The sequence below is a fragment of the Planctomycetota bacterium genome (genome assembly GCA_026387035.1).
Taxonomy (GTDB): domain Bacteria; phylum Planctomycetota; class Phycisphaerae; order FEN-1346; family FEN-1346; genus JAPLMM01.
On record JAPLMM010000116.1, the window covers coordinates 1 to 15,325 of the forward strand.

Sequence of the window (15,325 nt, forward strand, 5' to 3'; positions counted from 1 at the left end):
GAGGTCAGACCCCATTTTTCTAATCCATTGCTGCATGGGCACTTACAGCGTCGTGTTCAGAATCGGGGTCAGACCCCATTTTCCGCCCCCTTGCGCCCGAAGACCGCCCGCCACGCCCGCCACGCCCGCCGCGCCGTGCCGGTCACCGCGCCGGCCGCCACGCGTCCGGCCGTTCGCACGAGGTCCATCCGGTACGGGTGGAAAATGATGTTCGAGAGGACCTTCCGGTACCGCAGGACGAGGAACTTGCGGTGGACGCGGCACAACTCCTCCGCCGTCAGGTGCTCCGACAGGTTGATTAGATGCTTCGGGTCCACCACCATGCCGTACGTCAGCCGGCTCCAGTCCATGTCGTTGGACACGAGGCCGCGCTCCAGGGCGTATTCCCAAATGGGCGTGCCGGGATACGGGATGAGGATGTTGACGTCCGTGATCGCCAGCGGCGCCTGCTTCAGGAACGCATATGTCTCCATCATCTGGGCCTCGGTCTCGTTCGGCGAGCCGATGATGAACGACCCCGAGACGAAGAACCCGTGGCGGTGAAGAATGTCGATCGCCTCCCGGTTCTCTTCGACCGTCACGCGGTCCTTCAGGAACGCGAGCGTCTCCTCGCAGCCCGACTCCAGGCCCATGTTCACGCTGGCGACGTTCATGGCCCGCAGGACCTCGGCCATTTCCTCGCTGACGATATTCGCGCGGGCGTTGCAGGTGAACTTGACGCGGCCGAGGAGCCGGCGCTCCTCCAACAGCCGCGCGATTTCCTTCAACCGCGGCAGGTTCGCACAGAAGAGGTCGTCGTAAAACGAAATCAGCGACACGCCGTAGCGGTGGATGAGTTCTTCGATCTCCGCGACGACGTACTCGGCCGAGAAAAAGCGGACTTTGCCCGGCCAGTAGCGCGTCGAGGCGCAGAACGCGCACCGGTACGGACACCCGCGCGACGTGAACATGTACGCATGCCTTGGCACCGGCGCGAGCGTCCGGTCGGGGAACGGAATCTCGTCGAGCGGCTGAATGTGCGTCACCGGCTCAGTCTGGAAGACCGACCCGTCGGCCTCGCGAAACGCAACGCCCGGGATCTCGCGCAGCCGGTCGTGCGGAAACGCGCCCGTCTCCTCCCACAAATCCAGGAGTCGGATAATCGTCCGCTCGCCCTCGCCCAGCGCCGCCACGTCCATCTCCGGGTACAGCGACCCGGGGAGCATCGAGACGTGGATGCCGCCGACGAGGACGGGCAAGCCCCGCGCCTTGGCGGCCCGGGCGTAGGCCCGTGCCCGGCCGAAGTACGCGCTGGTGGAACTGATGGCCACGAGGTCCGGGCGGAACTCGTCCATCGCCCGCTCGACCCGGCGGTCGGCGTGGCGGATCGCGTACCGTCCCGGACGATCGCGATGGATCACGCTCGCCAGGTACTGGACCCCGAGCGACGGCTGGCGGAGGTCCAGTTCCAGTTCCGGGTTCAGCCTCGACGCGACACCCGAGCGCCTCGGCGCGGGCCACGGTCGCCTCGATGTCAACCCACTGCCAAGTGGCTTGGTGACGCGCGTCGTGGGCCTTCCGCAACCAACGCCACGGCCGCACCAAGTGGCCCGGAAGCCGCTTCAGATACTCCAGGTACAGCCAGTGACGGAGCCGGCGATCGGGCAGGTCCCCCAGCAGGATAACTCCCGGCCGGCGCAGCACGCGGAGGAACCCCCGCAGCGTCTCTTCCTGGGACTCGACGTACATCCACGTGCCGTAGCAGAGGATGCGGCTGAACTGTCCGTCGGCGAAGGGCAGATGCTCGGCGGCGGCGGCGACGAAGCCGATGTCGGGAAAATGGCGCCGACCCAGGGCGCACTGGGCGTGGGCGAAGTCGGCCCCCACGACGCGAGCCCCCGTCAACTCCCGCAGAAGGTTGTCAAACAGGCCGCTGCCGCAACCCACGTCCAGCAGGATGTCCGATGGGCCGAGTTGGAGTTTCCGGGCCACGTCCTCGGCCACGCGGCGGCTCTCATAGAGGTCGGGGCCGCGCTGGACGCTCTCCAATACATCTGGACGTTCCTTCGCCCACTCGTTCCAACTCGCCTGTGCCGCTTTGTCAACCATCGCATTCCTGTTCGCGCCAGTCCCACGGAGGCGATTCTACCCGTCGTCCGAACAATGTCAACCGGCGGCGACGCGACGGACCACCTCGGCGATCCGACCGACGTCCCCGTCCGACAGGTCCACGCTGAGCGGAAGGTTGACAACCTCCGACCCGATTCGCGCCGCGTTCGGGAACGCCTCCCGATCCAGATAGTCGGGAAACTCGTAGAGGGTGCCGACGTCGACACCGGCCCTCCAGAGGGCCCGGACGAGGGCCGGGCGGGCATCGGGCGGAACGCGGACGGTGAAGTGGCTGAGCGCATAGGGCGACGCCGGCGGCAGGACCACGCCGCGGGCCCCGTCGAGGGCCGCGCGGTATCGCTCAGCCAGGGCCAGTCGGCGACGCGAGAACTCGGCCGCCCACGCGAGGTTGCGGACGATCAGGGCCAGGTCGAGTTTCGTCGCCGGCGCAAACCACTCCGCGTCAAGCCCGCGTCCCTCGGCCCACCGGTCGGGCAAGCCGGCGGCCGGCTCAACGCCGTGGATCCGGCGGTGCAGCCAACCAATCGCCAGGGCCGTGTCCTTCGCCGCGCGATACAGCGCCCGGTGCTGGACGGCCGTCCGGAGGGCCATGACGAGCCCGCGTCGAAGCGCCAGGGCCGCCCCCCCCGGCTGGACCGCCTCGTCGCGCCGTGCGCGGACTTCGGCGACCAGGGCGCCGTCGCGCGTCAGGCCCATGGCGCCCCACCCGGCGTACATGCTCTTGCCGATGCCGAAACTCACGACGGCGAAGTCATTGTCCGCAAGCCGCCCGACGACCTCCGGCAGGGGCACCATCGTCGCCATGTCCACGACCCGGAGGCGCGGCGGCGACGGCGCGAGGGTGGCGAGATGAGCCAAGTCGTACGTGTGGCCGAACAACTCGCACAGGACGACGGTCGCCCCGCCCTCGCCGACAAGGGCGGCCCCGTCCGTGAGGAACCCCTCGGGGCCAACATCCACCAGCCGCATCGGCAGGCCCGACCGGATCACGGCCTCGTGGACCACCTTGCACGTGTAGGCAGGACAAGCGACCGCGACGCCGGGGTCGGCCGCGGCATGGAGCGACCAGGCGATGCCGGCCCGGGCGGACGGAAGCCAGACCGCGTGCGCGATGCCGCATCCCGCCGCATAGGCCTCCTCGACCTCCTGCAGGGCCGGCCGCCGCCCGAAAGCCGCACGCACCAGGACCGCGAGCCCGAACGGCGGGGGGTGTATGGGTATCATCCAAGCCTCTCGCGTCGGACCGCAGGTCCGGCCCACCCGGCCTGGCGGGGTCTCTCTGCCCCTTCGCCGAACATCCACGTGCGCTGGAGAGCCGGCCGCAAACGGCCAAGTGCGCCAGAGCCATTCTACTTGGGCCGACGGGGGTGTCAACCGCGATTTGCGCCGCGGCGAACGGGCGGCGCTCGTGTGGCGCTAGCGGCGGGTGAACGTCGCCGCGACCTTCCGGTCGCGGCTCACATAGTAAGCCGACCGCGCCACGGCGCCCCCGGTGTGTTCACCGGGGGCTAAATAAAGGATGCGGTGCCGCGCGGCCAGCGCCGTTATTTAGCCCCCCGTGAATACACGGGGGGCGCCTTGGCCGGGAGGCGTGAACACACGCCGGGCGCCTTCGACGAAAACCTTGACGCCGCACGGTGAGTCCGATACCTTCCTGGAGACCGTGGAGGACGCCGCCGATGCCCGAAACGCCGCAGGAACAATTTGGCCGCGTCCGAACCCACGTCTTCTGGGAGACCTTGAAGCGCGGCCTGCGGACGTTCCTCCTCTTCCGGCCGTTCGTCAACACGTACCTCGCGCTTCGCACCGGCTCGCTCATTCATCCGCTGGCCTCGATTGATTGGAACGTGAAGGTCGGGCGGCGGTGCTTCATCGGGCGGGCCACCATTGACACGCTCGGCGGGAACGGGCGGATCGAAATCGGCGACGGCGCCATCATCTACACCGGCTGCGACCTCTTTTGCCACCACCGCAGCACCATCCGCATCGGCCGAAACGTCCTCTTCACGCGCCAGGCCGCCGCCGTCACCGGCAACCACGTGTTCGACAATCGCGACGCCCCCATCCTCTCCCAGGGCATCCGCACCGACGACATCACCATCGAGGACGATTGCTGGATCGGGTACCGGGCGATCCTGCTCCCGGGCGTTCACATCGGGCACGGGACGGTCGTGGCCGCGGGGGCGGTCGTCACCAAGGACCTGCCGCCCATGGTGCTCGCGGCCGGCGTGCCCGCCAGGGTCATCCGCGAGCGCTGACGCGCCGACCGGAAAGGCGTTGCCGTGAGCCTCGACTGGATCCTCAAACTCGCCAACTTTTGCCGCGTCGCCGCCTGGCGTCTCCGGCTCCGGCTCCGCGGCGGGCGCATCGGCCGGCGCTGCGCCATCGCGCCGGGCGTTCGGCTGGAGTGCGGGCGCGGCCGGCCCATCGTCCTGGGCGACGGCGTGCGGCTCCAGCGCGGCGTCGTCCTCTCCACCGCCGCCGGAGGGCGCATCACCCTGGAGAGCCGAGTGTACGTCGGAGAGTACGGCATCGTGCGAAGCGCCGCCGAGATCTGCATCGCCCGCGACACCATCATCGCCCCCCACGCCAGCATCGTGGACTTCGACCGCCGACTTGACGCGCCGCCGGATCCGTGCGCTCTTGCCGTTCAATCCGCAATCCGCAATCCGCAATCCGCAATCGAAGCCGCTCCCATCCGCATCGGACGCGATGTCTGGTTCGGCGCAGGCGTGCGCATCCTCGGCGGCGTGACGGTCGGCGACCAGGCCGTCCTCGGCGCCGGCGCCGTGGCCGACCACAGCATTCCCGACCGTGGCGTGGCCGTCGGCGTCCCGGCGCGGGTCGTCCGTTTTCGCGGCGATTCCTCCGAGAAAGGAAAGAGGCCGGCGTGAAACGCACGTCCTGGCGAATCGTGTGGCTTCTAATGGGCCTGAGCCTGCTCGCGTGGGTCGTTTGGCGGGCGGACCCCGTCAAGGCCGCCAGCGCCATGCTTGCCGCCTTCGGCCATCCGGGCCTGCTCGCCGGCGCCATGGGCCTTTTCGCCGCCACCCTCGCCGGCTTCTTCGTCAAGTGGCACCTGATGTCCTGTCTGGCGGGGGTTCCCGTGGACGCGCGGCAATCGCTGCGCCTCTTCTCGACGCTGTACCTGGTCGGAACCTTCACGCCGGGCCGGGCGGGCGAACTCGTCGTGCCCATGCTGATGCGCGGCGGGGGCCCATTGACCGGCGTTGCCCTCGTCAACCGGGTGCTCGAGAGCCTCTGGACCGTCTTCGCCGCCGTCCTCGCCGCGTGGCTTATTTTTCGCGGCGACCCGAGGAGCGGTCGGCTCTGGTTTCTGCTGATCGTTCTGGCGGCCTTTGTCGCCGTCGCGGTGATTCTGAGCCGGCGGCGTCTGACGGCCAGCTTGGTGGGCCTCGTGCGGGCGTGTCTGGCGCCGTTTCGCCGATGGGCCCCCGTCGCCTGGCTCCTGCGCCTCGAGGAAAAGCACGCCCACGGCCTCGAGCAGTTTTACGACGCCAACGAGCGGATCCTCTGCCCAGGGCCCGTCCTCCTCTTCAGCGCCCTGCTCGTGAGCATCTGGGTGATGATGATCGGGGCCAACTGGCTGCTGGTGTGCGCCGTGGTCCCGCCGGGCGAGAAAGAGATCACTTTCCTCGTCGTCTTCACGGTGATGGTGGTGGGAGCGGCAGCGATGTTTCTGTCGCCCATTCCGGGAGGGGTGGGGTTAAGCGAGTTCACGTCCGTGGCGCTGTTCGGCTATCTGGGGTACCCGCAGCCGGAGTTTGTGTCGTTTCTGCTGCTGTCGCGGTTGATTCTGTACGCGGCGGTGGGGCTGCTTTATCTCGTCGGCCAAGTCGCCGGTCGGCCGTTGCCCGAGGCGGCTGCCGCTCTCCCGTCCGACGGCGGCCCCTAGTCGCCGCGCCCTTTCACCAGCCGCAGCAGCGCTCCGCCCACCCGCGTCCGCACCGCCCGGTAGGCCGCATCGAACAGCCGGCACCGCCAGCGCGACAGGTCCCGCTCGTAGAAATAGAACGGGTACTGCGTCGCGCCCCATTTGGCCTTGAACTCTATCAGCGGAGCATCGTCGCGCGAGGAGGTCATAAGGTCGAAGACCTCGCAACCGCGCGCGAGCGCCCGCCGCATCGCCTCCCAGACCACCGCATCGTTCGGGCAGAGGCTGCGGTGCGTGCCGCTCGAGGCGCCCAGAAAATAGAAGCACCGGGCGCCGCTGTAGAACGTGACCATGCCTGCCACGGGCTCGCCCTCGTACCGCGCCAGGAGCATCTCGCCCAGGCCGCGCGAGACCAACAGGTCCCACACCTTCTCGATCATCGCGCGGCGCCACGTGACGACGGTGCGGTTGCGGGCCATCGTGTCGCAGTACATGTGGAAGAGTTCGTCGCGTGCCTCCGGCGTGTCGGCCGACTCGATTGCCACGCCGCGCCGCTCTCCCAGCCGAACGTCGCGCCGGACGCGGCTCTTGAAATCCTTCCACACCTGGTCTTCCGTCCGCCCGTCGAAGTGCAGGATGTGCAGGACGTGCTCCTGGACGTCGTACCCCTCCGGCTCAAAAGGCGGGTCGTAATGGTTGCGGCTCAGGCGAATGCGATGAACGCCTTCCGCGCGGACCACCTCCGGCAGCAGGCGGAGAAAGTCGTCGAGGCGCGACATGTCGCCGGTCGCGAATCCGTAGGGCATCCCGCCGCACAATAAATCAAAGAATCCCACCCGCACGCGCGCCATCTGGTGCGCGAGGACGATCCGCCCATCGTCCTCCAGACAATAGTACGCCAGAGGATAGCCGAGCGCCGACAGCACCTCGCCCCAGACCGGCTCCTGAAAGAGGTATGTCTCGTGCCGCGACACAAAGTCCGCGACTTCGGGATCGTCCATCGCGCGTTTTCGGATGAGGCTCGCCACAGTGAAATCCTATTCGGCCGGTCGTGCGGCCGGGACCGGCGCGTCATCCCACGCCCGCTCGCCCTTCACATGCCAAAGTTCAATGCCGGGCCACTCGCCTTCGACGCGCTCCAGGAACGGGAGCGTCCGCAGCCGCTCGACGAACGACCGCGGATAGCCGAAGCCCACCACCTCGCCGCGGTCCACGTACACGCGCCGCTCGTCAATGCAGATGTGCGTCACGGCGTTGGCGCGGAGCAACCTCCGGATCCGCTCCGGGTCCGTCTCGCCCAGGAACCCCGTGATGCACCCGCGGCCCGTCTCGGGATTCTTCAGTTGGGACCACACGGCCTGGCGCCGGGTCTGGAGGATCATCACTTCGCCCGGATACAGGATTCGGTCATCCGGCGGCGTGCGGGTCCGCAGGTGCTCGAAGACAGCCCGCTGGCCGGGCGTAAGGGTCCGCTGAACCCCGACGTGCCACGCCGTCGCACCCAGGTGACCGAACGCCGCCAGCCCCACGAGGCCCAGGACCCACGGCTTCTCGCACCAGCCCCACAGGCCGCGCGCGGCCACGACCGCCACCAGCGGAATCACCGGCATCGCGTAGCGGATCTCCGTGTCGAGCGTGAACATGAGGAGAAAGATGACCAGGTAAACGCCGATGGCGATCCAGAGCCTGGCGTCGCGGCGGTCCCACGCCCGCCGCACCAGGTACAGCCCCAGGAGCACCGGCACGGCGGCACCGACGTATTGAAGCAGGTCCGCAGGATTGTTGAGCCGCGACGCGCCCGCCGACGGACCGAGCCAGGTCCACAGGCGCTCCGCGACCGTCGCGGCGTCCGCGTCGCCGCCGCTCCCCAGCGTCACCCGTGCCTGCTCCGAGAAGAATGTCTTCAGGCGCTGCAGAATGTGAGACAGGGACACCGGTTCGTACATGGCAGGCAGGTGGGCCGTCCGCCAGAACCAGTCGGGCAGCGTGACCAGGACGGCCGGGACAACAAACGCCGCCACCCGACCCAACCGGCGCCACCCCGAACCCTCGGTCCAGAGCGCCCAGACCACAAACGCCGGCGCCAGGAACGCCGTGTTCCGCTTCGTCAGGTACGCCAGACCCATCACCACTCCCGCCGCGAGGAACCGTTTCCTCAAAAGCGCCAGTGCCACACACGCCGACAGCGCCGCCGACGGAACGTCCGTGTACAGGAGCACCGAGAACGCGCCGACCATCGGCACAGCGACGGTCGCCAGGAGCGCTGCCAGCGCCCCCCGCGGACCGAGGAGGTCCCGCCCCAGCCCGTACACCGCCGCCAGCAGCAGCGCGTAGAACCCCGCCTGGAGCGCCTGGGCCGACCACGCGTGCACCCCCGTCACGTTCCAGACCAGGCTGCAGACAAAAGGCCAGAGCGGCTCCGTCGTGTAGTAGTAGCCCGCCTCGCCGGACGGATACAGGGGGTTATACACCGGCCGGTGCAACGGTCCCGCGTCGTACCAGGCCTCGGCAAACATGGAGTAATAGGCCTCGTCGCCCTTGACGACGTCGCTCGCGAGACCCGCCGCCAGGACGATGCCCGCCGCCAGCGCGATGATGCCTGCGGCCCAGGCGGGCGAAGGCGTCGCCCGGCCAGTCTCCGCGCCGAGTTGGATCTTCGTTTCCGTCACCGTTTCACCCTATCGCCGGAGCCAGCGCAGGACCGCGCCTCCCGGCCGGGTGCGCGCCGCCCGGAACGCCAGGTTCCACACCCAGCACCGCAGCCAGGCCAGGTCCTTCTCGAAAAAAAGAAACGGATAGCGCGTCGCCCCCCATTTGTCCTTGAAGGCGATGAGCGCGCAATCGTCGCGGGAGGACATCATGAAATCGAAGTCTTGGCATCCGCGCGCCATCGCCCGCTTCATCGCCTCCCAGAAGAGCGCGTCATTCGGCCGAAGGTTCCGCTTCGTCCCGCTCGAAGCGCCGAGGAACGCGAAGCACCGAGGCCCGTCGTAGAAGGTGATCATGGCGGCAAGCGGCTCGCCGTCGTGCCAGGAGATCATCATCTCGCCTCGGCCCGGCTCCACCAGCAGCCGCCAGACTTCTTCTATCAGCGCCCGCGGCCAGACGATATACGTCCGGTTCCGCGCCATCGTCTGGCAGTACATGCGGAAGATGGTGTCGCGGTCGGCCTCGCCGACCGCATCCTTGACAACCACCCCGCGCCCTTGCGCCACGCGCACATCGTGCCGAACCCGCCGCTTCAAATCCCGCCACACCTCCTCCTCCGACCGCCCACCGAAATGCAGCACGTGCTGGAGGTGTTCCTGGGGAACGTGGCCGGCAGGGGTGATGTCGGGGTCACAGGCGCAGCGGCTCAGGCGGATGCGGTGAACGCCCTCGGCGCGCGCCGTGCGGGCCATTCCGGCCGTTAGTTCCTGGTACCGCGAAAGGTCGCCGACGGCGAAACCGTACGGCAGCCCGCCGTACAGCAGGTGGAAAAACCCCAGCCGCATGTGCAGCACCGGCTGCGCCAGGACGATCCGCCCCCCGTCTTCGAGGCAATAGTAGGCCGCCTCGTGGCCGAGGGAGGAAAGGACTTGGCCCCAGACCGGCTCCTGAAAGAGGTAGGTGTCCTGACCGGCCAGGAAATCGGCAACCTCGGCGTCGTCCGACCGGCGCTTGCAGACCTCGGCTGCCAATGGGAATCTCCGTCAGAATCACGGCCATCGAAGGGCGCATTATAGCGGATGGGGCCCTCGCCGCAAACCCGTCAGCCGCGGCCGGCCGGGGCGAGGACGCGCGCCGGCACGCCGCCCGCCGAGGCCCCCGCCGGAACGTCGCGCGTCACCACCGACCCCGCCTCCACGCAGGCCCCGTCGCCGACCGTCACGCCGCACAGCACCTTGGCCCGTTCGCCCACACACGCGCGGGCCCCGATGCGGATCGGGCGGGCCTCGATCGGGTGCAACTCCACCAACTCCTCGATCCGGTCGAACGTGTGGTTAAAGTCCACGATGTCGGCGTGCGGGCCGATGACCGCCCCCGGGCCGATGTGGATTTCGGCGTCGCTCGTCACGACGGCGCCCGCGCCGATCGTCGCGCCGTCCTCGACGACGATCCGCCCGGTCCGCGCCGTCGAGAGGATCGCCCCGCGCCCCAGGCGCACCCCGTCCCCCACGAGGACCGGATGCCCCGGCCGGCTCGCCAGGCACACCTTGCGCTCGACGACGCACCGGCGTCCGAGCCGGCCGCCGCGAAGCCGAAGCATCACACGCCAGAACAGAACGCGAAGTGCATTGCCCACGTTCCCCGCCATTCCCGTGCCTTTCAACATCACCTCGCCGCGAGACAGACCGATAGCGCCCGGCACTTGTCCGCCGTAGTCCCGGCGCGCCGGGACGAAGGCGCAAGCCGGGCGGCGAACGCCGCACGCCGCCGCGACTACAAGGTAGCAATGCGGGACGCGCTGTCAAGCGCCTCGTGCGGCGACACGGCGCCCCCGGTGTATTCCCCGGGGGTTCAATAAGCAAGGCGCGGCGCAAAATCCGGCTCGCCCAAAAAAGGCTTACCGCCGCCGCGCCTTTCTGCTATAGATGGCCACACCATGGACGCGACGATCAACGCCCCGCCACGGTCGCCTCTGGCGCGGCGCGAACTGGCTCTCCTCCTCATCGCCAGCGCCGTGGCGGCGGTCTGGCTCTACGCCTGGTCGGCCGGCACGCAGCCGATCATCGGCGACGAGGCCTCCCACCTCCGCCGCGCCATCAGTTACTACCACGAGGGCTGGCGGATCCCCTACGACCCCCTCTATCCGCCGGATCGCGTCGGCTACATCGGCTACTGGGACCCGTGCCTGTGGCACCTGACGCTCGCGCAGTTGTGGCGGCTGACGGGCGGGCCGGGCGTCGCGTCGGCCCAGGTGTACCACACCTCCTTCCCCTTTCTGCTGGGCGTCTTCACGTACCTAGCGGCACGGCAACTTTACGGGCCGCGAGGGGCGGCCTGGGCCTGGGCCCTGGTGCTCTCGGTCCCGACAACGGTGCTGGGCGGCATGGCGTTCTACATGGAAGTGCCGATGCTCGCCTGCGCGGCGATGGCGTTCTACTTCCTCCTGCGCCGCTGGGCCGTCCCCTTCGGCGCCGCCCTCGGACTGGCGTGCCTGATGAAACTCGGCAGCGCGACCGCCCTGGTGGCGCCCCTGTTCGCCGTGGCGGTCGTGTACCTGGGCGACCGGTGGCGCGAGAGGCTGGTGCGGCTGGCGATGGCGGCCCTCGTGCTGGCGCTCCTGATGGGGCCGGAACTGGCCTGGCAGACGGAGCACTTCGGCCGGCCGCTGCTTCGCGGCAACCCGCGGTTCGTCCCGTTCCCCAAGGCCGTCGGCGACCGCATGGGCAACGTTCCCCCGGCCGCACGCCCCTGGGAGACTCACGGCATCCTGGAGCCGCTGGCGGCCGGCCAACTGCTCGGCGCGACGGGCCTGGTGATCCTCCCCTGGGCGGTCGGCCTGGCGCTGGCGCGGTTCCCCGCGGCCGTGTGGGCTGCGGCACGCCGCCTCTTCGGCAAGGGCCCGGAACCCCCGCCGCAACTGCAAGCCGCTCTCCTCTTCGGCCTGCCGATCCTCGCGTTCCTGGCGGCCTTCTTCATCTTCCTCCGCCACGCCTACAACGTCCGGTACCTTTATCCGATGGTCCTTCCGGCCGCGCTCCTCGTGGCCGGGCCGCTCGCCTCCGTCCGCCTGCCATGGCGGCGTCCGCGAGGGTTCTCGTGGAAGCGGGTGGGGGCGGCGGGGCTGGCGTTGGCGGCGGCGGGCCAGTTCCTCGTCGTCCCGTGGGGGGTCCGGCAGAAGCGCTCCCTCGAACCGGCCGTCGCCAAGGCCTTCGACTGGATCGCCCGAAACACCCCGCCCGAGACCCGCATCTTCTACATCGAAGAAAGCCTTTACTCGGTGACCGGCCGGCCGATCATCTGGGGCGCGCTGAGCCCTCGGACCCTGTTCAACGTGGACGCTGAGACGCAAGCCCTGCTCCTGCTGTCGGCCGACGTCCGCTATATAGCCGTCCACCCGACGCGCCGAATGCCCACCAGCGACCCGCGAGAGATTCCCGCCGCCTACCCCGAAGACTGGATCGCGACGCTCGACGGCCGGTCCTACCTGACGAAAGTGTACGACAGCGACGGCTTCCTCCTCTACTCGGTGGACGAGGACCGCATGCCGGAGGAGTGGAAACGCCTCGCGCGGCCGGGCGAGGCCCCACGGCCCGAGCCCGCCCCCGGAGCCCCCGAATGACCGACGCCCCCCCGACGGTTCCGGATTCGCCCGGCGTCTCGAGGCGGCGCCTGGCCCTCGTGGTGCTGGCGACGGCCGGCGTCTGCGCGTACCTGGCAGCCTGGACGATCGGCACCAAACCGATCATCGGCGACGAAGCCCGCCACTTCCGACGCGCCGCCAACTACTGGACCGCCCTCGACCAGACCCACTCCTTGCGCGACTTCCTCACGATGACCTGGCGCGTCGACCACGACCCCGCCTTCTTCAAGGAAGGCCCCGGCGCCGTCCCCTACTATGACGCGTGCCTCTGGCACATGGGGCTGGCCGTCTTCTGGCGCGCGGTCGGCTACACCTCGCTCGTGGGCGCCCAACTCTACCACGCGTCGTTCGTCTTCCTGCTGGGGATCGCGACCTACCTGGCCGGCCGGGCGCTCGGCGGCCACCGGGCCGCCCTCTGGGCCTGGGCCCTTGCGCTCACGATCCCGATGAACGTCCTCTTCGGCATGGTGTTCTACCAGGAGATACCGCTGCTGGCCTTCACGGCGGCGGCGATGGCGTGCGTCCTCTCCGGTCGCGGACTGTGGTCGGCGGCGTGCCTGGGCGCGGTCCTCGGCTTGGCCCTCGCCGCCATGTTCCTCACCAAGTCGCCCGTCGCCACCGTCCTCATCCCGCCGATCCTTGCGGCGGCGATCCTCCGCCCCGGCGACACCTGGCCCGCACGCCTTCTCCGTCTGGCCGTCGCCCTCGCCGTCGGAATCGCGATGCTCGTGCCCGACATGATCTGGCACATGGAACACTTCGGCCAGCCGGTCATGATCCGCTATTATGCGACGCCGCTCTCGTTCCCGGGCCTTAACCTGCCGTCCCCGAAGATGAGTGCCGTGCCCCTCAGCATCGGAAACCCCCTGGCGGTGCTGTCGATGTTCGGCGCGAGCGGCCTGGTGATCGCGGTCCTGGGGTCGGCGACGGCGGTGTACGCCGCCTGGCGGAGCGCACGCGACTTCGTCCGGGACCTCCTGCGGCGCCGGCTGGGCGCGCTGGCGCGCCTGCCCGACTCCATCGGCGCCTGGACGCTCGTCGCAGCGCTCCCCCTGTTCGCCTACATCGCGGCCTACGTGGTCATGCTCCGCCGCGCCTACGACGTCCGGTACCTGCACCCGGCGACGCTGATGCTCTCGCTGCTGGCGGCGCGCCCCTTGAGCCGGCTGACCCTTCGCCGCACCGGGGGCAGCCGATGGATCGGCCGGGCCGCCGCCGTCGTCCTCCTCCTGGCCATGGCCGGGCAACTCCTCTCCGTCCCGCCCTACGTCTGGTGGAAACTGAGGCGCCTGTCGCCCGAAACCGAGGCCGGCTACACCTGGATCCGCCTCTACACCCCCGAGGACGCCCGCATCCTCTACAACGAGGAGAGCCTGATGGCCTTGACGGGCCGGCCGATCATCTGGGCCGCCGCCGTCCCTCGCTACTTCTTCGGCACCACCGAGCGCAACCAGACCCGCGTCCTCCGCTACTTCGAGATCCAATACATCGCCATCCATCCGACGCGCCGCATCAAAAACTGGTCCCCCGACATCGAGCCCACGGGCTACCCGCAGTCGTGGCTTGACACGCTTGCAGAGCGACCGTACCTGGAGCGCGTCTATCCGCCGACCGGACAGCCATTGCCCGAGAACGCCTTCCTGGTGTACCGCGTGGACTACGACCGGATTTCCACCGAGTGGATCGCCGACGTCGAGCCCGGGGCGTGGAGAGAACTCGTCGAGGAAGAACGCCTCCGATCCGAGGGCCGCTTCCGCAAGCAGGAACCGCCCGCCCCCTGAGCCCCGTCGCGCCGGGTGCCGTTAAAGCCCGCCGCCGCGCTTGTTTCGCCGTGCATCCGTTGCTGTCAAATCCGCAATCCGAAATCCGCAATCCGCAATGTTTATCCCCCCGCCTTGACGCGCCAGCATCCCCGCGGTATCCTCGCCACCGTCTCGACGGCCGACGTCCCCGCGCGGAGAGGTGCCAGAGCGGCCGATTGGGCACGGTTGGAAACCGTGTGTGCCCGCAAGGGTACCCCGGGTTCGAATCCCGGCCTCTCCGCCATATCTGAAAGGCACGCTACAAGTTCCTGAACCTCCGGGACTTGCAGCGTTTTCTCGATTCTTGACCGGCCCGTTGCCCTCAAATTGCCCTCAGGAAGGCAAGAGACCAGCGCCTCCTCCTCGACGGTTTTTTCCTCTCCAGCCAGGGCCATCATCGCCTGCCTGCTGTCCTCGTCGCGCAGGTGGTAGTACAGGTCCAGCATCTCGGATGAACTGTGCCCGAGCCACGCCAGGGCCTTCCGGTACGCCACCTGGTGATTGGCGCAGAGGCTGGCGAAGTGATGGCGGAATAAATGGAGTTTGTACTGCACCCTACGCGACCTCGACCCGAATTTACACGGACTTCTTGACAGCATCTACCGAACCACCGGTTTGCATTTGGGGGGACAATGATTTATACTATCGCACGCTCGCAGCGGTTGCCGCTCTCGAGTTCTCCTTATGTGGCGGGGCCGATGCGTGGGAGTCGCGGCCATTCGCCCATACGTCGCGAGTTCGGTCGCCGTTCATCGCACAACCGAGCCAGAGGCCCCAGGTCCCTGACTCGCGTTCTTCAAGGGGGAGAATTCTGATGAGGCAGGCAAGCCGTACCGCCCCGCTGAGGTTTCTACGTACGCCGGCACCGGGCGGTTGCGTGCCCGATAGGCGACCGGACGGTCCGCAGTACCGTCCGATGGTCGCCGTGTGGCGGCGGCTGGCGCTCGGTGCGGTCCGAGACCGCGGTCCTCACCTCATCGGCAAACTGTCCTAGGGGGAGTCGCGCGATGCGCATCCTCAACATTGTCGGCGCCAGGCCGAATCTTATGAAAATCGCCCCGCTGATGCGGGCCTACGCGGCGTATCCGGACATCCAGCCGCTCCTGGTCCACACCGGCCAGCATTACGACGAGCGGATGAGCGACCTGTTCTTCCGGCAACTGGAGATTCCCGAGCCGGATATCAACCTCGAAGTCGGCTCCGGGTCCCATGCGGCCCAGACGGCGGCCA

The 15,325-nt window shown here is 68.7% G+C and carries 10 protein-coding genes, 1 tRNA gene and 2 pseudogenes; 7 read left to right on the forward strand and 6 right to left on the reverse strand.

Annotated elements, in window-relative coordinates:
* Positions 1-68: 68 nt before the first annotated feature.
* Positions 69-1,517 carry a radical SAM protein gene (locus tag NTX40_03950; GenBank protein ID MCX5648240.1) on the reverse strand — a complete coding sequence of 483 codons (1,449 nt, stop codon included), beginning with the start codon at positions 1,515-1,517 and terminating at the stop codon, positions 69-71.
* A gap of 628 nt (positions 1,518-2,145) precedes the next feature.
* Positions 2,146-3,333: a DegT/DnrJ/EryC1/StrS family aminotransferase gene (locus NTX40_03955; GenBank protein MCX5648241.1), complete on the reverse strand. Its 1,188-nt coding sequence runs from the start codon at positions 3,331-3,333 to the stop codon at positions 2,146-2,148.
* 890 nt (positions 3,334-4,223) lie between these two features.
* Between NTX40_03955 and NTX40_03960 the strand changes: the two are divergent.
* From NTX40_03960 to NTX40_03970, 3 genes and pseudogenes are all read left to right on the forward strand, one after another.
* Positions 4,224-4,367 (forward strand): annotated as a pseudogene (locus NTX40_03960) (acetyltransferase).
* Positions 4,368-4,391: 24 nt separating this feature from the next.
* Complete coding sequence (locus NTX40_03965) at positions 4,392-5,003, forward strand: acyltransferase (GenBank protein ID MCX5648242.1); 612 nt, start codon at positions 4,392-4,394, stop codon at positions 5,001-5,003.
* Positions 5,000-6,025, forward strand: coding sequence for a lysylphosphatidylglycerol synthase transmembrane domain-containing protein (locus tag NTX40_03970; GenBank protein ID MCX5648243.1), 1,026 nt, complete (start codon positions 5,000-5,002; stop codon positions 6,023-6,025). Before NTX40_03965 ends, NTX40_03970 begins: the two co-directional genes overlap by 4 nt.
* Here NTX40_03970 and NTX40_03975 read toward each other — a convergent pair.
* From NTX40_03975 to NTX40_03990, 4 genes and pseudogenes are all read right to left on the reverse strand, one after another.
* Complete coding sequence (locus tag NTX40_03975; GenBank protein ID MCX5648244.1) at positions 6,022-7,032, reverse strand: GNAT family N-acetyltransferase; 1,011 nt, start codon at positions 7,030-7,032, stop codon at positions 6,022-6,024. The genes NTX40_03970 and NTX40_03975 overlap by 4 nt on opposite strands.
* A gap of 9 nt (positions 7,033-7,041) precedes the next feature.
* Positions 7,042-8,673, reverse strand: a complete 1,632-nt coding sequence (locus NTX40_03980; protein MCX5648245.1) for a glycosyltransferase family 39 protein — start codon at positions 8,671-8,673, stop codon at positions 7,042-7,044.
* Positions 8,674-8,682: 9 nt separating this feature from the next.
* Positions 8,683-9,684 carry a GNAT family N-acetyltransferase gene (locus NTX40_03985; GenBank protein ID MCX5648246.1) on the reverse strand — a complete coding sequence of 334 codons (1,002 nt, stop codon included), beginning with the start codon at positions 9,682-9,684 and terminating at the stop codon, positions 8,683-8,685.
* A gap of 71 nt (positions 9,685-9,755) precedes the next feature.
* Positions 9,756-9,935 (reverse strand): annotated as a pseudogene (locus NTX40_03990) (DapH/DapD/GlmU-related protein).
* A gap of 654 nt (positions 9,936-10,589) precedes the next feature.
* Between NTX40_03990 and NTX40_03995 the strand changes: the two are divergent.
* The 4 genes from NTX40_03995 to NTX40_04010 form a co-directional block, all read left to right on the forward strand.
* Positions 10,590-12,272, forward strand: coding sequence for a glycosyltransferase family 39 protein (locus NTX40_03995; protein ID MCX5648247.1), 1,683 nt, complete (start codon positions 10,590-10,592; stop codon positions 12,270-12,272).
* Entirely contained in the window at positions 12,269-14,074 is a 1,806-nt protein-coding gene (locus NTX40_04000) for a hypothetical protein (GenBank protein ID MCX5648248.1), read from the forward strand. Before NTX40_03995 ends, NTX40_04000 begins: the two co-directional genes overlap by 4 nt.
* 175 nt (positions 14,075-14,249) lie before the next feature.
* Positions 14,250-14,339 (forward strand) — tRNA-Ser (locus NTX40_04005).
* 763 nt (positions 14,340-15,102) lie between these two features.
* The coding region (locus NTX40_04010) for a UDP-N-acetylglucosamine 2-epimerase (GenBank protein ID MCX5648249.1) at positions 15,103-15,325 on the forward strand (223 nt) is incomplete at its 3' end.

Coding starts and splice junctions, on each gene's coding strand:
- NTX40_03955 (MCX5648241.1), bottom strand. CDS start 3,333: ATGATACCCATACACCCCCCGCCGTTCGGGCTCGCGGTCCTGGTGCGT.
- NTX40_03995 (MCX5648247.1), top strand. CDS start 10,590: ATGGACGCGACGATCAACGCCCCGCCACGGTCGCCTCTGGCGCGGCGC.
- NTX40_04000 (MCX5648248.1), top strand. CDS start 12,269: ATGACCGACGCCCCCCCGACGGTTCCGGATTCGCCCGGCGTCTCGAGG.